Annotated in this window: 22 protein-coding genes and 2 tRNA genes; 17 read left to right on the top strand and 7 right to left on the bottom strand. The window is 71.5% G+C overall.

The features are described 5' to 3' along the window. Positions 1 to 66 precede the first annotated feature (66 nt). Entirely contained in the window at positions 67 to 2637 is a 2571-nt protein-coding gene (gene pepN, locus ACFVTR_RS11795) for an aminopeptidase N (RefSeq protein ID WP_387037475.1), read from the bottom strand. A 163-nt stretch (positions 2638 to 2800) separates the two neighbouring features. On the opposite strand from pepN, the gene ACFVTR_RS11790 reads away from it, so the two are divergent. The 8 genes from ACFVTR_RS11790 (at position 2801) to ACFVTR_RS11755 (ending at position 11561) form a co-directional block, all read left to right on the top strand. Beyond that, positions 2801 to 3742 (top strand): LuxR C-terminal-related transcriptional regulator, encoded by a 942-nt coding sequence (locus ACFVTR_RS11790; RefSeq protein WP_387037473.1) that lies wholly within the window; start codon positions 2801 to 2803, stop codon positions 3740 to 3742. 47 nt (positions 3743 to 3789) lie between these two features. Further along, entirely contained in the window at positions 3790 to 4788 is a 999-nt protein-coding gene (locus ACFVTR_RS11785) for a DUF2332 domain-containing protein (RefSeq protein WP_387037471.1), read from the top strand. A gap of 9 nt (positions 4789 to 4797) precedes the next feature. Then, positions 4798 to 5313, top strand: coding sequence for a ribose-5-phosphate isomerase (locus ACFVTR_RS11780; protein ID WP_387037469.1), 516 nt, complete (start codon positions 4798 to 4800; stop codon positions 5311 to 5313). Positions 5314 to 5317: 4 nt separating this feature from the next. Beyond that, positions 5318 to 6322: an Fpg/Nei family DNA glycosylase gene (locus ACFVTR_RS11775; RefSeq protein WP_387037467.1), complete on the top strand. Its 1005-nt coding sequence runs from the start codon at positions 5318 to 5320 to the stop codon at positions 6320 to 6322. Next, the gene (locus tag ACFVTR_RS11770) at positions 6301 to 7818 is read left to right on the top strand and encodes an amidohydrolase (protein ID WP_387037465.1); all 1518 of its coding nucleotides are present in this window, start codon (positions 6301 to 6303) and stop codon (positions 7816 to 7818) included. Before ACFVTR_RS11775 ends, ACFVTR_RS11770 begins: the two co-directional genes overlap by 22 nt. 80 nt (positions 7819 to 7898) lie before the next feature. Further along, entirely contained in the window at positions 7899 to 9431 is a 1533-nt protein-coding gene (locus ACFVTR_RS11765) for a multicopper oxidase family protein (protein ID WP_387037463.1), read from the top strand. Then, positions 9421 to 10839, top strand: a complete 1419-nt coding sequence (locus ACFVTR_RS11760) for a sensor histidine kinase (protein ID WP_387037462.1) — start codon at positions 9421 to 9423, stop codon at positions 10837 to 10839. Before ACFVTR_RS11765 ends, ACFVTR_RS11760 begins: the two co-directional genes overlap by 11 nt. A 62-nt stretch (positions 10840 to 10901) precedes the next feature. Then, positions 10902 to 11561, top strand: coding sequence for a response regulator (locus tag ACFVTR_RS11755; protein ID WP_387037460.1), 660 nt, complete (start codon positions 10902 to 10904; stop codon positions 11559 to 11561). Between the two features lie 36 nt (positions 11562 to 11597). Here ACFVTR_RS11755 and ACFVTR_RS11750 read toward each other — a convergent pair whose 3' ends face one another. From ACFVTR_RS11750 to ACFVTR_RS11740, 3 genes are read right to left on the bottom strand one after another with little or no spacing between them, the layout of a single operon-like run. Beyond that, on the bottom strand, positions 11598 to 12299 hold the full coding sequence (locus ACFVTR_RS11750; protein WP_387037458.1) for a hypothetical protein: 702 nt from the start codon (positions 12297 to 12299) through the stop codon (positions 11598 to 11600). 38 nt (positions 12300 to 12337) lie between these two features. Continuing rightward, a complete protein-coding gene (locus ACFVTR_RS11745) occupies positions 12338 to 13282 on the bottom strand; it encodes an alpha/beta fold hydrolase (protein ID WP_387037456.1) in 945 nt (314 codons plus the stop codon). Between the two features lie 43 nt (positions 13283 to 13325). Next, complete coding sequence (locus ACFVTR_RS11740) at positions 13326 to 13814, bottom strand: Dps family protein (protein ID WP_376945575.1); 489 nt, start codon at positions 13812 to 13814, stop codon at positions 13326 to 13328. Between the two features lie 168 nt (positions 13815 to 13982). Here ACFVTR_RS11740 and ACFVTR_RS11735 point away from each other — a divergent pair, with 168 nt between their 5' ends. After that, positions 13983 to 14378, top strand: a complete 396-nt coding sequence (locus ACFVTR_RS11735) for an SHOCT domain-containing protein (RefSeq protein ID WP_387037455.1) — start codon at positions 13983 to 13985, stop codon at positions 14376 to 14378. A 66-nt stretch (positions 14379 to 14444) separates the two neighbouring features. Here ACFVTR_RS11735 and ACFVTR_RS11730 read toward each other — a convergent pair. Next, positions 14445 to 14515 (bottom strand) — tRNA-Gly (locus ACFVTR_RS11730). A 110-nt stretch (positions 14516 to 14625) separates the two neighbouring features. Then, positions 14626 to 18381 (bottom strand): SCO7613 C-terminal domain-containing membrane protein, encoded by a 3756-nt coding sequence (locus ACFVTR_RS11725; protein ID WP_387037453.1) that lies wholly within the window; start codon positions 18379 to 18381, stop codon positions 14626 to 14628. 180 nt (positions 18382 to 18561) lie between these two features. On the opposite strand from ACFVTR_RS11725, the gene ACFVTR_RS11720 reads away from it, so the two are divergent. From ACFVTR_RS11720 to ACFVTR_RS11685, 8 genes are all read left to right on the top strand, one after another. Further along, positions 18562 to 18635, top strand: a tRNA-Pro gene (locus ACFVTR_RS11720). A 49-nt stretch (positions 18636 to 18684) separates the two neighbouring features. Then, the gene (tig, locus tag ACFVTR_RS11715; RefSeq protein WP_376945569.1) at positions 18685 to 20145 is read left to right on the top strand and encodes a trigger factor; all 1461 of its coding nucleotides are present in this window, start codon (positions 18685 to 18687) and stop codon (positions 20143 to 20145) included. A 94-nt stretch (positions 20146 to 20239) separates the two neighbouring features. Next, positions 20240 to 20731 carry a tetratricopeptide repeat protein gene (locus ACFVTR_RS11710; RefSeq protein ID WP_387037451.1) on the top strand — a complete coding sequence of 164 codons (492 nt, stop codon included), beginning with the start codon at positions 20240 to 20242 and terminating at the stop codon, positions 20729 to 20731. Between the two features lie 73 nt (positions 20732 to 20804). Then, on the top strand, positions 20805 to 21389 hold the full coding sequence (locus ACFVTR_RS11705; RefSeq protein WP_387037449.1) for an ATP-dependent Clp protease proteolytic subunit: 585 nt from the start codon (positions 20805 to 20807) through the stop codon (positions 21387 to 21389). A gap of 26 nt (positions 21390 to 21415) precedes the next feature. After that, the gene (locus tag ACFVTR_RS11700; protein WP_376945563.1) at positions 21416 to 22084 is read left to right on the top strand and encodes an ATP-dependent Clp protease proteolytic subunit; all 669 of its coding nucleotides are present in this window, start codon (positions 21416 to 21418) and stop codon (positions 22082 to 22084) included. Between the two features lie 9 nt (positions 22085 to 22093). After that, positions 22094 to 22852: an AAA family ATPase gene (locus ACFVTR_RS11695; protein ID WP_387037447.1), complete on the top strand. Its 759-nt coding sequence runs from the start codon at positions 22094 to 22096 to the stop codon at positions 22850 to 22852. 114 nt (positions 22853 to 22966) lie between these two features. After that, positions 22967 to 24244 carry an ATP-dependent Clp protease ATP-binding subunit ClpX gene (gene clpX / locus ACFVTR_RS11690; protein ID WP_387037445.1) on the top strand — a complete coding sequence of 426 codons (1278 nt, stop codon included), beginning with the start codon at positions 22967 to 22969 and terminating at the stop codon, positions 24242 to 24244. A gap of 15 nt (positions 24245 to 24259) precedes the next feature. After that, entirely contained in the window at positions 24260 to 25453 is a 1194-nt protein-coding gene (locus ACFVTR_RS11685) for a benzoate/H(+) symporter BenE family transporter (RefSeq protein WP_387037759.1), read from the top strand. Here ACFVTR_RS11685 and ACFVTR_RS11680 read toward each other — a convergent pair. Further along, positions 25450 to 25767 carry a hypothetical protein gene (locus tag ACFVTR_RS11680; protein ID WP_387037443.1) on the bottom strand — a complete coding sequence of 106 codons (318 nt, stop codon included), beginning with the start codon at positions 25765 to 25767 and terminating at the stop codon, positions 25450 to 25452. The genes ACFVTR_RS11685 and ACFVTR_RS11680 overlap by 4 nt on opposite strands. Positions 25768 to 25930 lie beyond the last annotated feature (163 nt).

Below are 25930 nucleotides of genomic sequence, written 5' to 3'. Positions count from 1 at the left end.
TCGGGGCGGCGGCGGGTGGTACCGGGGTACCACTCCGGCCGCCGCCCCGATGAGGCCGCGGTGCGACTACTGCGCGTCGCGCGCCTGCGCGGCGAGGGCGCGTTCGACGCCGGCGACGTTCTCGATCACGAGACGGCGGAGCGCCGGCGGGGCGTCCTGGTTGGCGTCGAGCCAGGCGTGGCTCGCGTCGACGAGGATGCGGTTCGCGAGGGTGGCCGGGTAGAGCAGCTCGACGAGCTTCTCGGCGATGGCGTAGCTGCGGGTCTTCCAGATGTCGCCGAGCATGCCGAAGTAGCGCTCGACGAACGGAGCCAGCAGGGCCTGCTCGTCGGCGCGGACGAAGCCCGCCGCCGTGGTGCGCACGACCGAGTTCGTCGCCGTGTCGGACTCGACGATCGAGTCCCAGGCGCGCTGCTTGCCCTCGGCGGTCGGCGTCGCGGCGCGGGCGTGCGCCGCGGACTCCTGGCCGGTGGCGGTCTTGTCGGTCGCGAGGCGCGCGTCGATCTCGGCGTCGCCGGCACGGCCGGCGGCGACGAGCGCGATGAGCAGCTCCCAGCCGAGGTCGGTGTCGATGTCGAGGCCGTCGAGCGCGATCGAGCCGTCGAAGAGGCCCGCGAGGGCGTCGACCTGGGTGCCGGCCTCGGCGATCGCGGCGAACGCCTTCACGAACTGGAACTGGGCGTCGCTGCCGGCCGCGGCCTGCTGGGCGAGCAGCCAGAAGCCGTCGGCGAGGGTGCGGCGCGCGTCGGCACGACGCTCGGGGGCGACGTACGAGCTCGCGGCGAGCTGCGCGTTCGCGAGGATGATGCGCAGCGTCGTCGACTCGGTCTCGCTCGCGACGTTGCCGAGCACGAGGTCGAGGTAGTCGCTCGCGCTCGTCTCGGCGTCGCGAACGGCGTCCCACACCGAGCTCCAGACGAGGGCGCGCGCGAGCGGGTCCTCGATCTTCGAGAGGTTCGCGATCGCGACGGCCTGCGACTGCTCGTCGAGGCGGATCTTCGCGTAGGCGAGGTCGTCGTCGTTGAGGAGCACGAGGTCGGGGCGGGCGAGGCCGACGAGCTCCGCGACGTCCGTGCGCTCGCCGTCGATGTCGAGCTCGACGCGGTGCTCGCGCACGAGCGCGCCGTCGACGAGGTTGTAGAAGCCGATCGCGGCGCGGTGCGGGCGGATCGTCGGGTAGTCGGGGTGCGCCGACTGCAGCACGGTGAACGAGGTGATCGTGCCCGCGTCATCCGTCGCGATCTCGGGGCGCAGCGTGTTGACGCCCGCGGTCTCGAGCCAGAGCTTCGACCAGGCCGACAGGTCGCGGCCGCTCGCGACCTCGAGCTCGGAGAGGAGGTCGGCGAGGGTCGTGTTGCCCCACGCGTGCTTCTTGAAGTAGGCCGAGACGCCGGTGAAGAACGCCTCGATGCCGACCCAGGCGGCCAGCTGCTTCAGCACCGACCCGCCCTTGGCGTAGGTGATGCCGTCGAAGTTGACGAGCACGTCCTCGAGGTCGCGGATCTCGGCGACGATCGGGTGGGTCGACGGCAGCTGGTCCTGGCGGTACGCCCAGCTCTTCTCCATCGAGTTGAACGTGGTCCACGCGTGGTGCCACTCGGTGGCCTCGGCGGTCGCGATGGTCGACGCCCACTCGGCGAACGACTCGTTCAGCCACAGGTCGTTCCACCACTTCATGGTGACGAGGTCGCCGAACCACATGTGCGCGAGCTCGTGCAGGATCGTGACGACGCGGCGCTCCTTGATCGCGTCGGTCACCTTCGAACGGAAGACGTAGACCTCGGTGAACGTCACCGCGCCCGCGTTCTCCATGGCGCCCGCGTTGTACTCGGGCACGAAGAGCTGGTCGTACTTCGCGAACGGATAGGGCACGTCGAACTTGCCCTCGAAGTACTCGAAGCCCTGCTTCGTCTTCTCGAAGATGTAGTCGGCGTCGAGGTACTGCGAAAGGCTCTTGCGGCTGAACACGCCGAGCGGGATCGTGCGGCCGTCGGAGCTCGTGAGCTCGTCGCGCACGACGTCGTAGGGACCGGCGATGAGCGCCGTGATGTAGCTCGACATGCGCGGGGTCGGCTCGAACGCCCACGTCGCCGTCGAGACGTCGTCGGCACGACGGCCCGACGGGTGCAGCTGCGGCTCGGGCGTCGGCTGGTTCGACACGACCTGCCAGTGCGACGGGGCCGTGACGGTGAACGCGAACGCGGCCTTCAGGTCGGGCTGCTCGAACACCGCGAACATGCGGCGCGAGTCGGGCACCTCGAACTGGGTGTACAGGTACACCTCGCCGTCGGCGGGGTCGACGAAGCGGTGCAGGCCCTCGCCGGTGTTCATGTAACGGCCATCGGCCTCGACGACGAGCACGTTCTGGGCGGCGAGGTTCGGCAGCTGGATGCGGACGCCGTCGCTCACCTCGGCCGGGTCGAGGGCGACGCCGTTGAGGGTGACCGAGTGCACCTTCGCGGTGATCGCGTCGATGAACGTCGACGCGCCGGGCGTGGCGGCGTCGAAGCGCACGGTCGTGGTGGTCGTGAACACCTCGGGGCCGACGGTGACGTCGAGCACGACGTCGTAGTCGTGCACCGTCACGAGCGCAGCGCGCTCCTCGGCTTCGATTCGGGTGAGGTTCTCTCCGGGCACGTGCGCTCCTTCGCAAGTATCGACGCGGCTCGTGGCCGCAGGCAACGCGTTCCAGCCTAGCCCTGCAGGGAGGACGCGGGTGGGATCGTGCCCGGTGGGGTCGAGGTGCGGGTTCGCGTGCGTGAGAATGCAGTGAGCATCGACCACGCACCTCAGGGGAATCATGGCCTTGGAGTATCTCGGCGTCACCGCCGACGAGGAAGCCGTCTACCGCGCCCTCATGTCGCGTCCGGGCGCCCACCTGCTCGAGCTCGCCGACGCGATCGCGCTGCCGCCCGGCCGGGTGCGCGTCGCGGTCGACGGGCTCGTCGAACGCGGGCTCGCCGTGCCGGGGGAGGGACATCGCTTCGCGGTGACCCCGCCCGACCTCGCGCTCGCCGCGCAGCTCGCCGAGCAGCGCGACCGGCTCAACGAGGCCGAGCTCGCGCTCGCCGAACTCGTCGGCACGTACCGCTCGAGCGCGCTCGGCAGCAGCGAGCGCGAGCTCATCGAGGTCGTCGAGGGTCCGGATGCCGTGGGGCGCCGGTTCCTCCAGCTCCAGCACTCGGCGCGGGAGCGCATCGACATCTTCGTCACCGGGCGGCCGCAGGTCGTCAGCGACGACAACACCGAGGAAGCCGCGGCGCTCGCACGCGGCATCCGGGCCCGCGCGGTCATCGACCGCGACTTCCTCGTCGAGCCCGACGCGGTGCGCAACGTCGAGCAGTCGCTCGGCGCCGGCGTCGACGTCCGAACGACCGGCCAGATCCCGCTGAAGCTCATCGTCGTCGACAGCCGATTCGCGATGCTGCCCGTCGCCGGCCGCGGCACCGGGGTCGACCCGAGCCTCGTGCTGCGGGGCGGCCCGGCGCAGCTCGCGCAGGGCCTGTTCGACGCCGTGTGGGCGAACTCGCGCCCCTACGGCACGACGAACCAGGAGCTCGACGCCGACGACAGCCGCATCCTGCAGCTCCTGCTCGCGGGATTCACCGACGCGGCGATCGCGACCCAGCTCGAGACCTCGGCGCGCACCGTGCAGCGGCGCATCAGCGGGTTGATGGCGCGTGCGCAGGTGACGAGCCGGGTGCAGCTGGGCTGGCACGCGCGCGAGCACGGCTGGGGGTAGCGGCGCGAGGATGCCCCGTGCTCGGGCCCGCGGCGTAGCCTGACCCCATGCGCAGCTCCGTCGACAACGACGCCCCGACCGCCGAGCGCTACCGCGCGTTCGCCGAGGTCGAGGCCCGTGGCATGTCCGAGTGCTACGACGCCTGGGCGCTCGGCGTCGCGGGCGATCCGGCGACGATCGCGCTCATCGACGAGCTGCCGCCCGCGAAGCGGCAGCCGAACCTCGTGTTCTCGGCAGCGCGGTTCCACGGGTCGCCGGCCGGGCCGTACGCCCGGTTCCGCGAGTGGCTGCATGAGCACTGGCCGGTGGTGCGCGAGACCGCCGAGACGCACGCGACGCAGACGAACGAGGCCGGCCGCTGTGCCCTGCACGTGCCCGCGCTCGCCGCGATCCCTGGCCCGCTCGCGCTGCTCGAGGTCGGCGCCTCGGCGGGGCTCTGCCTCTACCCCGACCGGTACAGCTACCGCTATCCGGGTCACGCGCGGCTCGACCCCGCCGATGGGCCGAGCCGAGTCGTCCTCGACTGCGAGATCCGAGACGCAGGTGCCGGCGCGGTGCCGGTGCCGGATCGCCTGCCCGAGGTCGTGTGGCGCGCCGGCATCGACCTCAATCCGCTCGACGTGACGAACCCCGGCGACCTCGACTGGCTCGACGCCCTCATCTGGCCCGAGCACGACGACCGGCGCGAACGACTGCGGGCGGCGGCGGCCATCGTGGCATCCGACCCGCCGCAGCTCGTCGCGGGCGACCTCAACGAACGTCTCGCCGCGCTCGCCGCGGAGGCGCCCGCGGCCGCGACGCTCGTGGTGCTGCACACGGCCGTCATCGCCTACCTCGACGACGCGGCGCGCGCCCGATTCGCCGATGCGGTGCGCGAGCTGCCCGGACACTGGCTCTCGGTCGAAGGGCGCGGGGTCGTTCCGGGCATCCGCGCCCGCGACGACGTGCCGAACGATTCGACCGACTTCGTGCTCGCGCTCGACGGGGTGCAGCTCGCGTGGGCGCAGCCGCACGGGCGCGCCGTCACGTGGGTGCCGAATCCCTAGAATCGCTGTATGCGCATCCACATCGCGACCGACCACGCCGGCCTCGAATTCAGCCGGACCCTGCAGGCCCACCTGTCGAACGGCGGCCATGAGGTGATCGACCACGGTCCGGTCGAGTACGACGCGCTCGACGACTACCCGGCGTTCTGCATCAACGCGGCGCTCGGCGTCGCCCGCGACCAGGCCGCCGGCGTGAAGGCGCTCGGCGTCGTCTTCGGCGGTTCGGGCAACGGCGAGCAGATCGCGGCCAACAAGGTGCCCGGCATCCGAGCCGCGCTCGTCTGGAGCATGGACACCGCGATCCTCGCCCGCGAGCACAACGACGCCAACGTGATCTCGATCGGCGCCCGCCAGCACACCGTCGAGGAGGCGATCCGCTACATCGACGCCTTCATCGCCGAGCCGTTCTCGGGCGACGAGCGCCACGTGCGCCGTATCGCGCAGCTCGCCGAGTACGAGACGACGGGCGACATCGCGGGCAAGGGCGTCGACGTCGCACCGCGTACCGAGGCCCCGGCGGAGTAGCAGGGTGCCCGAAGGCCACTCCGTCCACCGCATCACGCGGCAGTTCGAGCGCAACTTCGTCGGTCACGTCGTGCACGCATCGAGCCCGCAGGGCCGCTTCGCCGTCGGTGCGGCCGAGCTCGACGGCCGACGCATGACCGATGCCCGAGCCGTGGGCAAGCAGATGTTCCTCGGCTTCGAGGGCGACGTCTGGCTGCGCGTGCACCTCGGCATGTACGGGGCGTGGGACTTCTCGGGCGAGATCCTGATGGATGCCACGATCGCCTCGGCGAACGGACGGATGGGCCAGACCAACCAGCGCGGAACGTTCCTCGACGCACCGAATCCCGACGCGGTCGTCTTCGACGAGGCGGGCGAGAACTCGCTGCGCTCGATCGGCGCCCCTCGGAAGACCCGGCTGCGAATGGCCGAGTCCGAGAAGGAGGGGAACGGCCTCGACACCTTCCCGCCCGAGCCGATCGGCCAGGTGCGGGTGCGCCTGCTCACCGACACGATCTGCGCCGACCTCCGCGGGCCGACCGCCTGCGAGGTGCTCGACCCCGTGCAGGTCGAGCAGACCGTCGCGAAGCTCGGACCCGACCCGCTGCTCGACCCCGGACCGGGCGCCGAAGAGCGGTTCACGAGCGTCGTCCGGAGGAAGCCGACGCCCATCGGGCTGCTCCTCATGGACCAGAACGTCGTGGCCGGCATCGGCAACGTATACCGGGCCGAACTGCTGTTCCGCGCCCGGCTGAACCCGCACACGCCCGGCAGGCTCGTGCCCGAGGAGCTCGTGCGCGAGCTCTGGCGCGACTGGGCGAGGCTCCTGCGCATCGGCGTCGAGACCGGTCAGATGATGACGATGGACGACCTCGACCCCGAGGCGTACCGCGCCGCGATGGCGAGCCGCGACGACCGCCACTGGGTCTACAAGCGCGAGGGCCTGCCGTGCCGGGTCTGCGGCACGAACATCGTGCTGGAGGAGATGGGCGCCCGCAAGCTCTACTGGTGCCCGTCGTGCCAGGCGTGAGCCGCGATCTCGACGAGCGCCCCGTGGCGCCGGAGCCGGTGGTGCTCGCCGGGGCCCGGCTCCCGGGCGGGGATGAGCCGGTCGACCTCCACCTCCAGGGCGGCCGGATCGCCGCGATCCGTCCGGCCGGCGACGCGGACGGCACGGCGGCCCGGCGCAACGAACTCGACGGGCGCTACGTTGTGCCCGGCCTCCACGACCGGCACGTGCACCTCTCGCAGTGGGCGATGGTGTCGCGGAGGCTCGAACTCTCGAGCGCCACGAGCGCCGCCGAGGTCGCCGGCCTCGTCGCGGCATCCGTCGCGGACGGCGCGACCGAGGTCGCCGGATTCGGCTACCGCGACGGGCTCTGGGCCGACGCCCCGTCGGCGGCGCTCCTCGACTCGGTGGCGGGCGAGGCGCCCGTCGTGCTCGTCGCGGCCGACCTGCACGCCTGCTGGCTCAACTCGTCGGCGGCACGTCGGCACGGCGTGACGCTGCCCGACGACGGCGTCCTCCGCGAGGACGCCTGCTTCGCCCTCGTCCGCGAACTCGACGACGTCGCCGACGAGCTCCTCGACGGCTGGGTCGCCGATGCCGCCCGCCGTGCGGCCGCACGCGGCGTCGTCGGCGTGGTCGACTACGAGATGCGCTGGAACCGCGACGACTGGGCCCGCCGCGCGGCGGGCGGGTTCCCGATGCGCGTCGCCTTCGGCATCTACCCGCAGCACCTCGAGCGGGCGATCGAGCTGGGCCTCCGCACCGGCGACGAGATCGCCGGCACCGGCGGCCTCGTCACGGTCGGCGGCGCCAAGGTCATCACCGACGGCTCGCTGAACACCCGCACCGCGTGGTGCTTCGACCCGTATCCGGGGCTCGCCGGGCACGAGCACCCGTACGGGCTCGCGACCGTGCCGTACGCGGAGCTCGTGCCGCACCTGCGCCGCGCCCACGCGCACGGCATCACGCCCGCGGTGCACGCGATCGGCGACCGTGCGAACGCGCGCGTGCTCGACGCCTTCGAAGCGGTCGGCTGCACCGGGTCGATCGAGCATGCCCAGCTGCTGCGGCACGACGACGTCGCCCGGTTCGCCCGGCTCAGAATCGTCGCGAGCGTGCAGCCCGAACACGCGATGGACGACCGCGACGTCGCCGACCGTTATTGGGCCGGCCGTACCGAACGCGCCTTCATGCTCGCCGAGCTCGCTGCGGCCGGGGTCGAGCTCGCGCTCGGGTCCGATGCGCCCGTCGCGCCGCTCGACCCGTGGATCGCGATCGCCGCCGCCGTCGGGCGGACGCGCGACGGGCGCGCCCCGTGGCATCCCGAGCAGGCGATCGAGGCGCGCGTGGCTCTCGCCGCGTCGACGAACGGCGCCGGGGCCGAGGTGCGCGTCGGCGGCGCAGCCGACCTCGCGGTCGTCGAGCGCGACCCGTTCGCCGCGTCGGCCGATAAACTGCGGACGATGCCGGTGGCCGCGACGCTCGTCGCCGGGGCGTTCACGCACCGGGCGCTGTAGCCGCGACGGGGGAAAACCCCCGCCGCGATCCGGGCGCCCGCCGGGTGGGGCGTGCGGGCGACGCTCGCGAGGCTGGAGTCATGCTTCAGACACGCCTCTGCCGCCCCGGCGCCACGATCGGCACCGCGATCGCGGCACTCGCCGCCGGCGGCCTCGTCGCCGCAGCCTTCGCGGGGTGCGGCATCGTCACGCCGGGCCCCGTCTCGACGGTCGGCGAGGTCGACTTCGACCGTCCCCTCGGCATCCCGCCACTCGCCGAATCGACCGTCGACGCCGACGGCACGCGAGTGTTCGCCCTCGACGCGCAGGCCGGCACCACCGAGTTCGAGCCGGGAGAGCCGAGCGAGACGTGGGGGTTCAACGGCTCCTACCTCGGCCCGACCCTCGTCGCCGAGCGCGGCGAGCACGTGCGCGTCGACATGACGAACTCGCTCGACGAGCCGACGACCGTGCACTGGCACGGCATGCACCTGCCGCCTGAGATGGACGGGGGACCGCACCAGATGGTCGAGCCGGATGCCTCGTGGTCGCCCGAGTGGGACATCGACCAGCAGGCGGCGACGCTCTGGTACCACCCGCATCCGCACGGCGAGACGGAGGACCACGTCGCCCGCGGCCTCGCGGGCATGTTCCTCCTGCACGACGAGCACGAGCGTTCGCTGGGCCTGCCCGCCGAGTACGGCGTCGACGACCTCCCCGTGATCGTGCAGGACACCGGCTTCTCGGCGGAGGGCGAGCTGGAGGCGAAGCAGCGGGGCTACGCCGGCGGGCTCGGTGACGAGCTCCTCGTCAACGGCACCCGCAGTCCATACGTCGAGGTGCGCGACGAGCTCGTACGCCTCCGGCTCCTGAACGCCTCCACCGCTCGCAGCTACGCCTTCGCCTGGGGCGACGGCCGCCCCGTCGAGCTCATCGCGACCGACGGGGGCCTCCTCGAGGCATCCGTCGAACTCGAGCACCTGCGGCTCTCGCCGGGCGAGCGCGCCGAGGTGCTGCTGCGCGTCGAGCCCGGCGAGACGCTCGTCCTGCAGTCGAGGATGACGCCCGAGATCGCCGGCCTCGTCGGCCCGGTCGCCGACACGAACGGCGGAAGCGACGCGTTCGACGTGCTCGAGATCCGGGCGGCTGACGCACTCGATCCCGCAGCCGAGGTGCCGCCGCAGCTCAACACGATCCCCGTCGACGACGAGGCCGAGGTCGCGACGACCCGGCGCTTCGAGCTCGGCGACGGCTTCGAGATCAACGGCGAGGCGATGGACATGGGTCGCATCGACGAGACCGTCACGGTCGACACCCTCGAGCGCTGGGTCGTCGTCAACACGCAGCCGCTGCCGCACAGCTTCCACGTGCACGACGTGCAGTTCCGCGTCGCGTCGATCGACGGCTCGCCGCCGCCGCCCGAGCTGTCGGGCTGGAAGGACACGATCTTCGTCGAGCCCGAGACCGAGGTCGAGCTGCTGATGCGGTTCGAGGACTACACCGACACCGACACGCCGTACATGTACCACTGCCACCTGCTGTGGCACGAAGACCAGGGGATGATGGGGCAATTCGCCGTCGTCGAGCCGGGTCAGTCTGCGACGATGACTGGAGGAACCCACCATGAGCACTGAATCGACGTACCCCGCACCGATCGCCGCCACGCCCGCGGACGCGCCGCCGCGCCGCCGCGGCTATTGGGCGCTGTGGGCCGGCGTGCCCCGCGAGTTCGGCTTCCTCATCCTCACGATGCCGATCGCGATCATGGCGCTCGTGCTGCTCTCGACCACCTTCTTCACCGGTCTCGGCCTGATCTTCCTCGTGTTCGGCATCTTCATCGTCGTCGCGTCGATGTTCATGGCGCGCGGATTCGGGACGCTCGAGCTGCTGCGCCTCCGCTGGGCCGGCCGGCCCGAGACGGTGCAGCCCGCGTGGGGACGCGGCGATCGCGAGCAGGGCTTCTGGCGTGCGACGTTCGCGCCCTTCGTCGACGGCCACTACTGGCTGTACCTGCTGCATGGCATGATCGTGAACCCGATCGTGAGCATCATCAGCTGGAGCCTCACGATCACCTGGAGCTCGGTCGCGCTCGCCGGCACGACCGGGTGGATCTGGCAGCGCTACATCCCCGACTCGGGGCGAGACGTCTGGCCCGTCGAGTGGGTGCTCGAGTTCATGTTCCCGGGCAATACCTGGGACATCGACCCCGTGGTCGCCGAGACGATCTTCGAGTTCGTCGTCGGGCTCGTCTTCCTCGCCACGCTGCCGCTCGTGTTCCGCGGCCTCACGCTGCTGCACGACGTCGTCGCGCGCGGCATGCTCGGCGCCTGGCGCTCCGAGGCGCTCGAGCGCGAGGTCGCGCAGCTCGCCGCCTCCCGCGGTGCGGCGGTGCAGGCCGAGGATGCCTCGCTCCGACGCCTCGAACGCGACATCCACGACGGCCCGCAGCAGCGTCTCGTGCGCCTGCAGATGGACCTCGCCGCGATCGAGCGCAAGCTCGACCGCGACCCCGATTCGGCCCGCGAACTGCTCGGCGAGGCGCGCGACCAGGCCCGCGAGACCCTCGACGAACTGCGGGCGCTCTCCCGGGGCTTCGCCCCGCCGATCCTGCAGGACCGCGGGCTCGCGGTGGGACTGCAGTCGCTCGCGACGCGCAGCCCGATCCCCGTCGAGGTCGAGATCGAACTTCCGGATGCCTCACTGCCCGCGCCGATCGAGCGCAATGCCTACTTCGTGGTCGCCGAACTGCTCACGAACGCGGCCAAGCACGCCGAGGCGACCGGCATCCGCCTCGTCGTCTCGACCCGCGACACCGGCGAGACGGGCCACTGGCTCGACCTCTGGGTGACCGACAACGGGCGCGGCGGCGCCTCGACGCTGCCGGGCCACGGGCTCGCGGGCCTCGCCGATCGCGTGCAGGGGCTGCAGGGGCTCTTCGTCGTCGACAGCCCCGTCGGCGGCCCGACGACGATCGGAGCGCACATCCCGTACCTCCCGGTCGCCCCGGTGGACGACGAGCGCACGCCCGCCCCGGTCGAGTGACGACGGCCCCGCGGCCCGACGCGCGGAGGCGGGTGCGGCCGGCCCCTCGATAGTGTGGGGCCATGACCGACCAGGCCCGCCCCCTCCGCATCGTGCTCGCCGAGGACTCGGTGCTGCTGCGCGAAGGCCTCGTGCGACTCTTCGACGAGGCGGGCTTCGAGACGGTGGCCGCCTACGGCGAGGCCGACTCGCTGCTCGCGGCGCTCGACGAGACCGAGCCCGACCTCGCGGTGCTCGACGTGCGGATGCCGCCGACCTTCCGCGACGAGGGGGTGCGCGCGGCCATCGAGCTGCGCCGCCGCCGTCCGAAGCTCGGGGTGCTGCTGCTCAGCCAGTACGTCGAAGGCACCTACGCGCATGAACTGCTCTCCTCGGGTGAGGGCGGCATGGGGTACCTCCTGAAGGACCGGGTGGCCTCGCTCGACGAACTCGAGGACGCGGTCGAACGCGTGAGCGAGGGCGGCACGGTGCTCGACCCGCAGGTCGTGCGCGAACTGCTGTCGCGGCGCAGCGATCCGCTGGAATCGCTCACGCCGCGCGAACGCGAGGTCATGGCACTCATGGCCGAGGGACGCACCAACGCCGGCATCGCGAAGCAGCTCTTCATCGGCGTCGGCGCCGTCGAGAAGAACGTGACCTCGATCTTCCAGAAGCTCGCCCTCGAGGACTCAGGCACCGACCACCGGCGCGTGCTCGCGGTGCTCACCTGGCTGCAGCGCTGACCACGGCGTCGGGCGGGGCCCCCACGGGGCGGGCCGTCAGTCCGCGGCCCGCCGAAGGGGCACGTGCGCGCCGACGACCTGCCGGTAGCTGCGATACCCCTTGAGCATCCACAGCACGAACTGGATGAGCGCGACGACCCCTCCGACCGCGATCGACCACCCGATCGACCCGCCGAGCGCGAAGACGATCGCACCGACGAAGAGGCCGATGAGCGCCGTGTTCACGACGAGCATGACCATCGCCGAACTCGCGAACACCTGCGATCGATCGCGCATCGCGAAGGGGTAGTAGGTGATGCCGATCCCCGTCTCGTCGTCGCTCGTGCCCATCAGGAAGTACCGCTCGAGACCCGGATCGAGGTCGAGGTAGGCGCCGCGCAGCCGGTTCATCGCGAGCACGTAGGCGAGATCCTCGGTCGCCGTGTTGAACACCCGCAGCTGCGTGATCACGCCGAGCAGCACGAGCAGCGCCAGGATGCCGAGTGCGGCGGCCCCGAACCATCCGCGGAACCCGGTCGCGTTGCCGAGCACCCCGAGGGTGACGAGCCCCGCCGAGACGAGCGTGAGGAAGATCGCGATGCGCGTGAGCACCTCGCTCTGCGTCGTGGAGCGCGAGGCGAGCAGGCTCCAGTGCTCGGTCGCGAGCATCTGCGCCCGCAACGACTTCTGCGCATCGCTGAGCGGTGCGGCGTCGTCGCCGCCGTCGGGCTGGGCGTGCCGCGGAGCATCCGCCGTCATACCCGCATTCTGCACCCGGGGCGGGCGGCCCGCCACGGTCAGCCGTCGGACGACCGGCGCCGCGGCCCGCGATGGAGTTCGACGACCCTCGTCCCACCGGGGGAGTCGGGGTCGTCGGTGATCGGCTCGTCGGCCATGTACTGCCGGATGATGTGCGCGAGCTCACCGGGGTGACTGAAGTTGATGGCGTGCGCCGCGCCCTCCATCACGACGACCGTGACGTCGGCGTCCGCGTGGGCGACGACCTCGTGCACGCGCTTCGGATCGGGCATGAGCGGGTCGCGATCGCCGATCACCGCCAGGATCGGCACGGGCAGCGCGAGGAGTCGTTCGAGCGTCGGGTACCGGGTGAGCGCGCCGAACATCTTGACGGTGCTCGCGACGCCGAACTTCAGGTAGTCGGGCGCGGCGACGCGCACCATGCGGTTCGGCTCGCGGCCGCCGTCGCGCGCGAGCTGCGCCATCGCCCGCACGAGCGGCTGGTTGTGCAGGCCGCCCGCGGGGGACACGAGTATCGCGCGCTCGAGGCGGTCGGGGAAGTGGTGGCCGAACTCGCAGATGACGGGGCATCCCATCGAGTTGCCGAGCAGGGTGGCCTTCTCGATTCCGCGGGCGTCGAGGAACCGGGCGGCCGCTTCCGCGAGCGACGTCAGCGTCAACTCGGATCGCGACCGCCTGGCGCTGCGCCCGAACCCCGGGAGATCGGGCACGAGCGTGTGGAAGTCATCGGCGAGGAGCTCGGCCGTCGGCAGCAGGTAGTGACCGGAGAGCCCGAACCCGTGGACGTGCATGACCACGGGCGCACCCGGGGGCGGCGAGGGCGACTCGCGGTAGAACACGTCGAGCCCGTCGACGGTCGTCCAGTGCTCGGCGAGCGTCGACTGCGGGCGCTTGGGCGTCTTGCGCTCACGATGCCGGTTCGAGCCCGCCTCGGCGTGCGCGTCACGCTGAGACGACTCGGGCCCGGATGCATCCGCCGTCATACCGGCATTCTGCACCCGGGCCCGTCAACGCGCCACGTTTCGCCTACTTGACGGCGATGTGCGAGAAGAGGAACCAGCGGTCCTTGTCGAGGCCGCGGCGGATCTCGATCACGACGTCCTGGCTGGCGGGGTCGAGCTCGCCGAGCCCCTCGATCGCGGCGTTGACCTTCTCGGTCGCGAGATCGATCTGCGTGACGACGTCGGCGATGGCCTCGTCGTAGGGCAGGAATCCGAGCTTCGGGTCCTTCGCGCCGCTCTTGGACGCGACGGTGCCGAGGCGGCCGTCGATCGGCAGGCCGAGGGCGACGACCCGCTCGGCCGCGAGGTCCGACCAGTCCTGCGCGTGGGCGACGACCTCGTCGAGGAGCTCGTGCACGGCGATGAAGTTCGCTCCGCGAACGTGCCAGTGGGCCTGCTTGCCGTTGACGGCGAGGGCCACGAGTTCGTGGACGACGGGGGTGAGGTACTGGGCGACGCCTGCGGCGACGTCGGCGTTCGATCCGGTCTTCGGTGCGGTCTGGATGTCGGTCATCGTGTCCACCTTCCCTGGAGTGATGTCTTCTTCAACGCTACGCAGATGCCCGGGTATTTCAAGGAAGGGAAGGCAAGGCTGACCGGGCTTGACTTCGCGAGTCGTTCTTCCCCGGTGCCGTGGCGACCCGATAGTTTGTGCTCATCCGATCGAGAGGGGTCTGCGCACATGTTCTTCCTCAACAGTCTCTGGGACTGGTTCTGGTTCCTGTTCTGGGCGTTCGCCTACGTCGCGTACCTGTTCGCGCTGATCTACATCATCATCGACGTCTTCCGCGATCACTCGCTCAACGGCTGGCTGAAGGCCGTCTGGCTGATCTTCCTCGTGTTCGTGCCGTTCGTCACCGCGCTCGTCTACCTGATCGCGCGAGGCAGCGGTATGGCCGAACGGTCGGCGCGCAAGCAGGACGAGTACGAGGAGTACAGCGAGGAGTACATCCGATCGGTCTCGTTCGCGAGCCCCACCGACGAGATCGCCAAGGCGAAGGCGCTGCTCGACGCCGGCACGATCACGCAGGGCGAGTTCGACGCGATCAAGAGCAAGGCGCTCGGCAACAAGTTCTGACGCCGACGCTTCGCTGCAGAAGCGAAACGGCCCGCGATGTCGTCGCGGGCCGTTTCGGCTGTTCGGAGGGGATGACGGGAATCGAACCCGCGTAATCAGTTTGGAAGACTGAGGCTCTACCATTGAGCTACATCCCCGTGACCCGCTCGCGGGCACTGGATCATCGTAGTACACGCGGTCGCCCCCTTCGTGCACGTCGGCCGCCGGGGCGGGCCGGAACGAAGCCGGCGCCACCCCGACGATTCCCCTATCGCAACGCGCCGATCGAGCTGATCGTGGTGCGCGCGAGGCGCAGCTGACGCTCGTACGTCGCCGCGAGCACCACGAGCAGCACGCCGGCGATGCCGAGCCAGAGCCACCACCACACGGCCTCGTAGAGCCAGGTGATCGCCGGCCACAACTGCACGAGCGCGTGCACGAGCAGCACCCCTCCGCCCAGCATGAACGGCGCCTGCAGCCGGCGGGTCGCGCCGGCGAGCAGGGTCGCAAGCGCGACCGCCGCGAGCGTGACGATGCGCCACAGCTCGGGGTCGACGAAGTCGGCGAGGAGCGGCGGCACCAGCAGGATCGCGAGCCCGGGACCGAGGGCGGGCCAGCTGCCGAGCTCGGGGGAGCGACGCATCGCGACGGCGCCCGCGGCGACCAACGCGAGTCCGACCGGCGCCGTGACGAGGTCGAACGGGTCGACGGTCGCGCTCACGAGCGCGATGAGGCCTCCGAGCACGAGGACGCCACGGGTCGTCCACGCGAAGATCGGACCGGTGAGCGGACGTGCCCGCAGTGCGATCCCGCCGACGTGGGCGGCACCCACCAAGGAGAACAGCAGGGCCGCGCGCAGCGACGATGCGTCGTCGGAGACGATCGCGAGGAGCGTCGGCAGCGAGGCCGCGACGAGCGAGGCGGCGAGGCCGGCCTCCGCGACGAGCTCGGGCCGGGAGCCCGTCCGGGCCCAGACGACCGTGACGACGATGCCCGTCGCGAGTGCCACGACGGGCCAGAACTCCGGCGGCAGGCCGCCGTCGCCGGTCTGCGCCACGGTGATGCCGCGAACGAGTGCCGCACCGGTGACGGCCGTCCATCCGGTCGCTGCGCCGAGCAGCCGAACGGGCACGCCGCGCAGGTGCTGCGGAAGGAACCCGGCCGCGATGGCGACCACGGCGCCCCCGGCGACGAGCACGAGAGTGCGCAGTTCGGACGCGCCGGCCGAGGCGATGCTCGGCAGCACCGCGACGCCGGCGGCGACGGCGAACAGTGCGGTGCGGCCGCGCGAGTTGGCTCCTTCGGGTGCGCGCCGCCACGTGATCAGCGCACCGCACGCGATGAGCGCCGCCGCGAGCGGCAGCGTGTACGCCTCGACCTCGTCGACGCCGTCGCCGACGAGGCGGCTCCAGACCGCGAGGACCGCGAGGGCGGCGCTCAGCCAGGAGAAGTGACGCAGGGGGCTCTCGCCGCCGATCGGATCGCCCGCGAGCGCGGCGAGCACGATCGGAACCGGCGCGAGGATGGCGAAGGCCAGCCAGGGCTCGCCCGCGCCGGCGAGCGCCGACGTGATCGCGAGGAGCCCGAGCAGGCCGACCGCGGCGGACCAGCCGATCATGGCGACGTCGCCGCGGCCGCGCGACACGACGTGCGCGAGTCCGGCGCCGGCGAGGGCGGCGCCCGCCACGGCGTAGGTGAGCGCGTCGGGGCCGGCCAGGTCGAGCGCGAGCAGCCCACCGCCCGCGCCGAGTGCGAGCGGCGCGATCGCGGCGGCGGCGATGCGCAGGCCGAGCGGCGCCGAGCGCCGCAGCCAGGGCACGGATGCCGCGGCGGGGAGCGCTGCCGGAAGCCACGACCACGTGGCATCCGGATGATCGACGACGAACTCGCCGGCGGCGACGACGGCGCTCGCGAGCAGCGGGACGGTGAACGCGATTCGGTCGCCCGAGGTGCCGAGACGCACGACGCCGGCGACGCCGACGAGCAGCGAGGCGCCGATGCCGATGACCAGCCACGGCGCGGCCTGCGGCTCGTCGAACCGCACCTCCCGCGACTCGAGCCACCACACGAGCGAGGCGAGGGCGATGACGGTGAGCACGGCCGCGATGACGACGTGCACGATGCCGATCGCGGTCGCCTGCGCCCCCCAGATGCGGCCCGCGAGGGCGCGCCCGCCGACGGCGGCCGCGAGCACGGCCGTGCACGTCGCGGGCCAGACCTCTGGCGCGGTGAAGCCGAAGAGCTCGGCGAGGATCGCGGCCGACACGCCCGCCACCGCGGCCACCGCGAGCAGGCCGCCCGTGGTGCGCCGGGCGAAGCCCGCCCAGGCGAGCGCGCCGAGCGCCACGGCGAGCCAGATCGACGCGGTCGCCCACGGCGCGTCGACGACCGCGCCGACGACGATGAGCGCCGCCAGCGCCGCGCCGACCGGGAGCGCGATGAAGCGGCGGAGGCGGCCGAGGATCGCGAGCGTCGCGGCACCGCCGAGGGCGACGACGACGGGGAGCAGCACGGCACCGAGTTCGGAGGCGGCATCCAGGCCGAGCGCCCCGTCGCCCCTGAAGCCCGGGGCGGGGATCCCGTCAGTGACCACGCGCGCACCGGTCGCGGTGATGCCGAGGAGGGCACCGGGCACGGCCGAGCCCGCTGCGACGAGCGCGGCGCCGAGGAAGGCGCCGGCCTCGGGCCCGGGCCGTGCACCCGCCCGCCGGAGGGCGAGCGCGAAGAGGCAGAGCACCGCCCCGGTCGCGGCCGGAGCGAGCCAGATCGCGATGCCGGGGTCGACTTCGACGGCGATCGCCACCGCGGGTGCCAGCGCCGTGCTGAGGCCGAACGCCGTGGCGGCGGTGACGCGCCACACCGCGGGAACGTCGGCCCTCCGCGCGCCCAGCGCGATGGCGAGGAGGAGCCAGACCGCGGCGGCGCCGAAGAAGCCCCAGAGCGGATGCCACGCCACCTCGGGCATCGTCCAGGCCGCGGTGAGCAGCGCCAGGCCGCCCCCGGCGAACCCCGCGGCGAGCAGGATCGTGCGTTCGACGAGCGGTGGCAGGGCGAGGGCTGCGGCGCCGAGCACCGCAGCGGCGAGCGAACCCGCCCAGACCCCGGTGACCGCGTCGCCCGCGGGGGCGAGCTGGGAGGCGAGGAGGTACGCCGAGATCGGCAGGACCGCCGCGGCGGTGAATCCCGTCGTCCGGATGCCCGTGACGCGGCGCGCGAGCGCGAGCACCGCCGCGACCACGAGCAGGGCGCCGCCCGTGTAGCCGACGGCGTCGAGCGCGTCGGTGCCGAACAGTCCGTTCGCCCGCACGATCCAGACGTCGAGCAGCAGCAGGACGACGGCGACGGACGCGACGCCCTCGGCCGTTCCGGGAAGTCGTCGGGCGCGGAGGAGCCAGGCGATGCCGAGCACCGCGATGCTCAGCGCCGCGGTGATGACCGAACGGACCTCGAGGCTCGCCACGAGGTACGCGTAGAACAGGAACACGATCGCGGTGATCGAGAGCAGCACGACGCCGAGCCCGAGCAGGAAGACCTGGACGCCTGAGCGGCGCGCGGGTCGGGCGACGGCCGCACCGACAGGCGACGGGGATGCCGCGGGCGCGACGGCCGGCGACGTCGCCGGTGCCGGTGCCGGTGCCGGTGCGGGTGCCGCCACGACGGGCGGCGGCGGTGTGACGGGCGCGGCCGTGGCCGTGGCATCCGCGAGCTGTGCGGTCGTGCTCGCCGGCGACACGTGCGCCGCAGCCGGCGGCCGCGCTTCGACCGGCTGCGCGACGGCCGCCGCCTGCGCCGCCCGCATGCGTGAGATGAGTTCCGCCCGCGTGGCGCTCTCGGCGTGGAGACGGGTGCCGACCTGGAGCAGCTCGACCGAGGCGGGCACGCCGAGGTCGAGCCCGCACGCGGCGCAGCGCGCGGAGGCGAGCGGCGTGAAGCAGGCGGGGCAGCGCGTCGTGTCGACGAAGTACGAGGGGTCGGCGGGCCAGCGCAGCGCGCCGTCGGGGGCGGCGGTGGGTCGGTCGGTCATGGCGACACTCTGCCAGCCGAGCGACCCGGATCGCGTGATCGCTCCACAGGCGCGCCGTGACGGCGGGTCGGTGCGATCAGCAACGCCCACCGCGTGTGCAGTAGACTTTCCGGGGTCCACCCGCCTGACGTGTGTTTCGGCATGCCCGTGCGGGTGAATCGACGAGTTGAGTCGGCGACTCGGGGCGTAGCTCAGCTTGGTAGAGCGCCCGCTTTGGGAGCGGGAAGTCGCAGGTTCGAATCCTGTCGCCCCGACGAGTTTCTCGACTCGACACGAACTTCCACACAACAGGAGATCTTCCCCATGCCGACCACTTCGGTTGAGAAGCTGAGCCCCACTCGCGCCAAGCTCACCATCTCGGTGACGCCCGACGAGCTGAAGCCCAGCATCGCCCACGCGTACGAGCACATCGCCGAGCAGGTCAACGTGCCCGGCTTCCGCAAGGGCAAGGTGCCGCCGCCCATCATCGATCAGCGCGTCGGCAAGGCCGCCGTGCTCGAGCACGCGGTCAACGAGGGCCTCGACGGCTTCTACCGTGCCGCCGTCGCCGAGCACGAGCTGCGCCCGATGGGCCGCCCCGAGGCCGACATCGTCGAGTGGCCCAGCGAGAAGGACTTCTCCGGCGACCTGCTGCTCGCCATCGAGGTCGACGTCCGCCCCGAGATCGAGGTGCCCGCCTACGACGGCCTCGAGCTCGTGGTCGACTCGGTCGAGGTCGGCGACGACGAGGTCACCGAGGAGCTCGACCGCCTGCGCAGCCGCTTCGGCACGCTCATCACGGTCGACCGCCCCGCCAAGTCCGGCGACTTCGTGACCCTCGACCTCGTCGCCACGATCGACGGCACCGAGGTCGACACCGCGAGCGGCATCTCGTACGAGCTCGGCTCGGGCGAGCTGCTCGAGGGCATCGACGAGGCGCTCGACACGCTCTCGGCCGGCGAGACCACGACCTTCGCCTCGAAGCTGCTCGGCGGCGACCACGAGGGCGAGACCGCTGAGATCACCGTCACCGTCGGCGCCGTCAAGGAGCGCGAGCTCCCCGAGGCCGACGACGACTTCGCGCAGATCGCGAGCGAGTTCGACACGCTCGACGAGCTGACCGCCTCGCTCAAGGAGCAGGCCGGCCGCAACAAGGTCTTCGGCCAGGGCAACCAGGCCCGCGACCTCCTCGTCGAGAAGCTCCTCGAGCTCGCCGACGTGCCGGTCGCCCAGGGCGTCATCGACGACGAGGTGCACCGTCACCTCGAAGGCGAAGGCCGCCTCGAGGACGACGTGCACCGCGCCGAGGTCGCCGAGTCGAGCGAGAAGGCGTTCAAGACGCAGATCCTCCTCGACGCGATCGCCGAGGCCGAGAAGGTCCAGGTCAGCCAGGAGGAGCTCACCCAGTACCTCGTGCAGGGTGCAGCACAGTACGGCATGGACCCGAACGAGTTCGTGCAGATCCTGAGCCAGCAGGGCCAGATCCCCGCCATGGTCGGCGAGGTCGCGCGCAACAAGGCGCTCGCGATCGCGCTCGGCAAGGCGAAGGTGACGGATGCCTCGGGCAACGCCGTCGACCTCTCCGAGTTCACGGCCGTGGGCGGCGACGACGAGGCTGCCGACGAGGCCGCTGAGGCTCCCGCCGAGGAGAAGAAGCCCGCCGCGAAGAAGCGCGCTCCGAAGAAGGCCGCCGCCGAGGCGCCGGCCGAGGAGGCCGCCGAGGCCCCCGCCGAAGAGAAGAAGCCGGCTCGCAAGCGCGCGCCGAAGAAGGCCGACGCGGAGTAATCCCGCATCGCAGTGCGAAAGGGTCGAGCGTTCTCGCTCGGCCCTTTCGTCGTCTCCCAGAGGCGCAATCACGACGAAAGAGGAATCAGACCGGATGACCGAGGCGAACGAGTGGCAGCGACGGGTCGACGAGGTGTGGGCCGCGGCCGACGAGCTGGGCGACCTCGAGGTGATCGAGCGCATCGACGTGCTGGCCGCGGAACGAGGTGAGCACGACCCGCTCGCGCTCTTCGAACGGGCGGGCGCACGCGACTCGGCCGGACTCGAGAGCGAGGCCGAACCGCTCTACCGGCGCGCGATCGACGGAGGACTCTCCGGCTCCGAGCGCGTGCAGGCCCACATCCAGCTCGCCTCGACCATCCGCAACCTCGGGCGGCCGCTCGAGTCGATCGCACTGCTCGACGAGATCGAGCCCGAGGCGGGCGAGCTCCACGACGCGGTCGTCGCGTTCCGCGCGCTCGCGCGGGTCGATGCAGGCGATGCCCGCCGCGCGGCATCCGACGTCCTCGCCGCCCTCGCACCCCACCTGCCGCGGTATCGCGTGTCGCTCGCCGCCTACGCGGCGGAACTCGCGGCATCCGCCTAGGGCGAACAGCCCGATTCGCGCGCGTTGCACCGGATAGATTCGATTCAACGCGACAACCGAAACGGAGCGACACATGGCCGAACCGACACCAGGCACCGGTGTTTTCGATCGACTGCTGAAGGACCGCATCATCTGGCTTGGCTCCGAGGTGCGCGACGACAACGCCAACGAGATCGCGGCGAAGCTGCTGCTGCTCGCCGCAGAGGATCCGAAGAAGGACATCTACCTCTACATCAACTCGCCCGGTGGCTCGATCACGGCCGGCATGGCGATCTACGACACGATGCAGTTCGTGCCGAACGACATCGTCACCGTCGGCATCGGCATGGCCGCCTCGATGGGGCAGCTCCTCCTCACCGCGGGCACCAAGGGCAAGCGGTATATCACGCCGAACGCGCGCGTGCTCCTGCACCAGCCGCACGGCGGCTTCGGCGGCACCGCGAGCGACATCCAGACGCAGGCGCAGCTCATCCTCGACATGAAGAAGCGGCTCGCCGAGATCACGGCGGCGCAGACCGGCAAGACCGTCGAGCAGATCAACGCCGACGGCGACCGCGACCGCTGGTTCAACGCGCAGGAGGCCCTCGAGTACGGCTTCGTCGACCACATCCGCGAGTCGGCGCTCGACGTCGCCGGCGGCGGCGGAACCCAGGCGTAGGCATCGAGAGAAGAGAGAACGAGCGAATGAACATCCCCGCCTTCGGTGGCACCGCCTTCAACGGCGTGCAGGCACCGGGCTCGCGCTACATCCTGCCGAGCTTCGAGGAGCGCACCGCCTACGGCTACAAGCGTCAGGACCCGTACGCGAAGCTCTTCGAGGACCGCATCATCTTCCTCGGCGTGCAGGTCGACGACGCCTCGGCCGATGACATCATGGCCCAGCTCCTGGTGCTCGAGTCGATGGACCCCGACCGCGACATCATCCTCTACATCAACTCGCCCGGTGGCTCGTTCACCGCGATGACGGCGATCTACGACACGATGCAGTACATCCGTCCGCAGATCCAGACCGTCGTGCTCGGCCAGGCGGCCTCCGCCGCCGCGGTCATCGCCGCCGCCGGCACGCCCGGCAAGCGCCTCGCACTGCCCAACGCCCGCGTGCTCATCCACCAGCCCGCCATGGGCGAGGCGGGACACGGCCAGGCGAGCGACATCGAGATCCAGGCGGCCGAGATCCTGCGCATGCGCGGGTGGCTCGAGGAGACGCTCTCGCGCCACTCGAACCGCACGCCCGAGCAGGTCAACACCGACATCGACCGCGACAAGATCCTCTCGGCGAACGAGGCGCTCGAGTACGGCCTCATCGACCAGGTGCTCACCTCGCGCAAGAGCCTGCCGGCGATCACCCGGTAGTCGCGCAGCGTGACGAACGCGGCGGAGGACCGGCTCGACGACAGCCGGGCCCTCCGCCGCGTTTCGCTGTATTCGGATGCCTCGATCGATCCCGCGGCGTGGCCGGCGACGATCCCGGCGATCGCGCAGATCCTCGACGACGAGGGTCTCGACTTCATGCCCGGACTCACCTTCCTCGTCGGTGAGAACGGCAGCGGCAAGTCCACGCTCCTCGAGGGCATCGCGACCGCGTACGGGCTCCCGCCCGAGGGTGGCAGCAGCAACGGCGGACGGGCGACCCGCCCGAGCGAGTCGCCGCTCGGCGAGTGGCTGCGGGTCGAGCGCAGCCCGCTGGCGCCGCGATGGGGATTCTTCCTCCGGGCCGAGACGATGCACGGCTACTACAGCTACCTCGAGGAGCTGCCCGACAGTCCCGACCGGCACCTGCACTCGCTGAGCCACGGCGAATCGTTCAACGACCTCCTCGACAACAAGCTCGACCACCCGCAGTTCACCGCCGGGCTCGTCTGCCTCGACGAACCCGAGGCGGCATTGTCGTTCGCTTCGACGCTCAGCTGGATCGCCGGCCTCGACCGGATGGTGGCGCGCGGCACGCAGGTCGTCTGCGCGACGCACTCGCCGATCCTCGCCTCGGTCCCCGGGGCGACCATCCTCGAGCTGGGGGAGTGGGGCATCCGCGAGACGGCGTGGGAGGACCTCGAACTCGTCGCCCACTGGCGCTCGTACCTCGACGACCCCCGGCGGTACCTGCGTCACCTCATCGACTGACGCCGACGGTTCGCGGCGGGCGAACCCGGTGGCGTGTCGAATCGCGCCGGCTACGCCGCAACCGCCGGATCTCGGGCTAGGCTCGGAACAGACTCGTCGACAGGGAGGGTTTCGATGGCACGCATCGGAGAGAGCGCCGATCTGCTGAAGTGCTCCTTCTGCGGAAAGAGCCAGAAGCAGGTCCAGCAGCTCATCGCCGGACCCGGCGTCTACATCTGCGACGAGTGCGTCGAGCTCTGCAACGAGATCATCGAGGAGCGCCTGGCCGAGGCCGGCGAGACCGAGACCGGCGAGTTCGAGCTGCCGAAGCCGAAGGAGATCTTCGCCTTCCTCGAGGAGTACGTCATCGGCCAGGAGGCCGCGAAGAAGGCCCTCGCCGTCGCGGTCTACAACCACTACAAGCGCGTTCGCGCGAAGGCGACGCTGACGTCCGCCGACCGCGCCCACGACGACGTCGAGATCGCGAAGTCGAACATCCTGCTGATCGGCCCGACGGGCTGCGGCAAGACCTACCTCGCCCAGACGCTCGCGAAGCAGCTCAACGTGCCCTTCGCCGTCGCCGATGCGACCGCGCTCACCGAGGCGGGCTACGTCGGCGAAGACGTCGAGAACATCCTGCTGAAGCTCATCCAGGCCGCCGACTACGACGTCAAGCGCGCCGAGACCGGCATCATCTACATCGACGAGGTCGACAAGATCGCCCGCAAGGCCGAGAACCCCTCGATCACGAGGGATGTCTCCGGTGAGGGCGTGCAGCAGGCGCTCCTGAAGATCCTCGAGGGCACGGTCGCCTCCGTCCCGCCTCAGGGCGGCCGCAAGCACCCCCATCAGGAGTTCATCCAGATCGACACGACGAACGTCCTGTTCATCGTGGCCGGCGCGTTCGCCGGCCTCGAAGACATCATCTCCTCGCGTGCCGGCAAGCGCGGCATCGGGTTCGGCGCCCCCCTCCACAACAAGGAGGACGAGGCCGACATCTTCAGCGAGGTCCTCCCCGAAGACCTGCACAAGTTCGGGCTCATCCCCGAGTTCATCGGCCGGCTCCCGGTCGTGGCGACGGTGACGCCGCTCGACCAGGAGGCCCTGATGGAGATCCTCACCGAGCCGAAGAACGCCCTCGTCAAGCAGTACCAGCGCATGTTCGAGCTCGACGGCGTCGAGCTCGACTTCGAACAGGCCGCGCTCGAGGCGATCGCCGACCTCGCCGTGCTCCGCCAGACGGGTGCCCGCGGTCTTCGCGCGATCATGGAGGAGGTGCTCGGACCGATCATGTTCGAGGTGCCGTCCTCGACCGGCGTCGCCCGGGTGGTCGTGACGAAGGCGGCCGTGCTCGACAACGCCGCGCCGACGATCGTGCCGCACAAGCAGCGTCGCGCCGAGAAGTCGGCGTAGGCGAGAGCGCCGCCCATCTTCCACACGGTCGTCGCGGGCGTCATCGCCGCCATCACGGGGTTCGCCAGCTCGTTCGCGCTCGTCATCGCCGGGCTCGTCGCCGTCGGCGCGAGCGACTCGCAGGCCGCCTCCGGGCTCTTCGCCCTGTGCCTGGCGACCGGCATCACCTGCATCGTGCTGCCGATCCTCATGCGGGTCCCGGTGTCGTTCGCCTGGTCGACGCCGGGCGCAGCGCTGCTCGTCGCGGCGGCGAGCACCACTCAGGACTTCGCCGCAGCGACCGGCGCTTTCCTCGTGTGCGGGGCGCTCATCGTGCTCTCGGGGCTGTGGCCGGCGCTCGGCCGGGCGATCACGAGCATCCCGAAGCCCATCGCCAGCGCGATGCTCGCCGGCATCCTGTTCCCGATCTGCATCGCCCCGGTGACGGCCGCGATCGAGCAGCCGGCGATCGCGATCCCGATGGTGCTCGTCTGGTTGCTGCTCGCCCGGCTCGCGCCGCGCTGGGCGGTGCCGGCCGCCATGCTCGTGGCGGTCGTCGGCATCGCCGTCATCGCGGGCCCAGCCGTGCTCGGCAGCGACGCCGTGGTGCCGCGACTCGAGTTCGTCGCCCCCGTGTTCGATCCATTCGTCATCGTGAGCCTCGGCCTGCCGCTGTTCATCGTGACGATGGCGGGGCAGAACGTCCCCGGCTTCGCCGTCATGTCGACGTTCGGCTATCAGCTGCGGCCTCGGCCCGTCCTCGTGACGTCCGGGGCCGCCTCGATGGCGGCGGCGCTGACCGGCGGCCACGCGATCAACCTCGCCGCGATCACCGCGGCGATCATGGCGAGCCCCGAGGCGGCGCCCGACCCGCGCCGCCGCTGGATCGCGACGGTCTCCTCGGGCGTGGTCTACCTGCTGCTCGGCGTCGGCGCCGGCCTCGCGGCCGCGATCGTGCAGGCCTCGCCGCCGATCATCATCACCGCCGTCGCCGGGCTCGCCCTGCTCGGCGCGCTCGTCACGTCGATCAGCACGGCGCTGGAGGCGCCCGCGCACCGGATCACGGCGATCGGCACCTTCCTCGTGACCGCCTCGGGCGTCGCGGTCGCCGGCATCGGCTCGGCGTTCTGGGGGCTCGTCGTCGGCGGCGTGCTCATGCTGTGGCTGCGACCGGCGGTTGCGCCGAGTCCTCCCGAGCCGATCGTCGGCCCGCACGACCACGACGACTAGTCGAAGACGCGCACGACCCGCCACCGGGCGTCGGCGCCCGGCTCGGGTTCGACGTCGAAGACGTGGGTCTCGCCGTCGGCGGTGCTCGCCTGGAACCGCCAGCCCGAGATCTCGAGCGGCGCCCGCCCGGGGGAGACGTCGTGCTCGGCGAACGGGCGCCACCACCCGCACCCGCCGACGAGCACGGTCGGGGTGTCGGTGACGCGGAACCTCCGTGATCGCCAGACGAGCCGCAGCGGGGTCCCGGCGTCGTCCGTCCACAACTCGACGGATTCCTCCACTTGGAGCACGGCACCTCCGACCCATTCATTCATTCGAACATTCGTTCGAATTCTAGCACCGCTGTCGCAAGGCGAGCCTGCGGATGCCGGGCGGCGGCGGGCGAAGGCGCACGTCGTCGACGCCGCCGGTGCGCGCCGATGAAACGAACGACGGCCCGGGCAGCGGATGCTGCTCGGGCCGTCGTGAGTGGCGCGG

Origin of the sequence: Agromyces sp. NPDC058126 (assembly GCF_042884595.1) — a bacterium.
In the GTDB taxonomy this organism is placed as follows: Bacteria; Actinomycetota; Actinomycetes; order Actinomycetales; family Microbacteriaceae; genus Agromyces.
Note: the sequence above shows the minus strand (reverse complement) of the source record. Positions and strands in the feature narration are given on the sequence as shown.

Excerpts from the sequence above, each read along its gene's own strand:
- ACFVTR_RS11735 (WP_387037455.1), top strand. The coding sequence starts at position 13,983 with ATGTTCTTCCTCAACAGTCTCTGGGACTGGTTCTGGTTCCTGTTCTGG.
- ACFVTR_RS11780 (WP_387037469.1), top strand. The coding sequence starts at position 4,798 with ATGCGCATCCACATCGCGACCGACCACGCCGGCCTCGAATTCAGCCGG.
- ACFVTR_RS11785 (WP_387037471.1), top strand. The coding sequence starts at position 3,790 with ATGCGCAGCTCCGTCGACAACGACGCCCCGACCGCCGAGCGCTACCGC.
- ACFVTR_RS11710 (WP_387037451.1), top strand. The coding sequence starts at position 20,240 with ATGACCGAGGCGAACGAGTGGCAGCGACGGGTCGACGAGGTGTGGGCC.
- ACFVTR_RS11760 (WP_387037462.1), top strand. The coding sequence starts at position 9,421 with ATGAGCACTGAATCGACGTACCCCGCACCGATCGCCGCCACGCCCGCG.
- ACFVTR_RS11790 (WP_387037473.1), top strand. The coding sequence starts at position 2,801 with ATGGCCTTGGAGTATCTCGGCGTCACCGCCGACGAGGAAGCCGTCTAC.
- tig (WP_376945569.1), top strand. The coding sequence starts at position 18,685 with ATGCCGACCACTTCGGTTGAGAAGCTGAGCCCCACTCGCGCCAAGCTC.
- ACFVTR_RS11725 (WP_387037453.1), bottom strand. The coding sequence starts at position 18,381 with ATGACCGACCGACCCACCGCCGCCCCCGACGGCGCGCTGCGCTGGCCC.
- ACFVTR_RS11750 (WP_387037458.1), bottom strand. The coding sequence starts at position 12,299 with ATGACGGCGGATGCTCCGCGGCACGCCCAGCCCGACGGCGGCGACGAC.
- clpX (WP_387037445.1), top strand. The coding sequence starts at position 22,967 with ATGGCACGCATCGGAGAGAGCGCCGATCTGCTGAAGTGCTCCTTCTGC.
- ACFVTR_RS11700 (WP_376945563.1), top strand. The coding sequence starts at position 21,416 with ATGAACATCCCCGCCTTCGGTGGCACCGCCTTCAACGGCGTGCAGGCA.
- ACFVTR_RS11755 (WP_387037460.1), top strand. The coding sequence starts at position 10,902 with ATGACCGACCAGGCCCGCCCCCTCCGCATCGTGCTCGCCGAGGACTCG.
- ACFVTR_RS11705 (WP_387037449.1), top strand. The coding sequence starts at position 20,805 with ATGGCCGAACCGACACCAGGCACCGGTGTTTTCGATCGACTGCTGAAG.
- ACFVTR_RS11745 (WP_387037456.1), bottom strand. The coding sequence starts at position 13,282 with ATGACGGCGGATGCATCCGGGCCCGAGTCGTCTCAGCGTGACGCGCAC.
- ACFVTR_RS11680 (WP_387037443.1), bottom strand. The coding sequence starts at position 25,767 with ATGAATGAATGGGTCGGAGGTGCCGTGCTCCAAGTGGAGGAATCCGTC.
- ACFVTR_RS11765 (WP_387037463.1), top strand. The coding sequence starts at position 7,899 with ATGCTTCAGACACGCCTCTGCCGCCCCGGCGCCACGATCGGCACCGCG.
- ACFVTR_RS11740 (WP_376945575.1), bottom strand. The coding sequence starts at position 13,814 with ATGACCGACATCCAGACCGCACCGAAGACCGGATCGAACGCCGACGTC.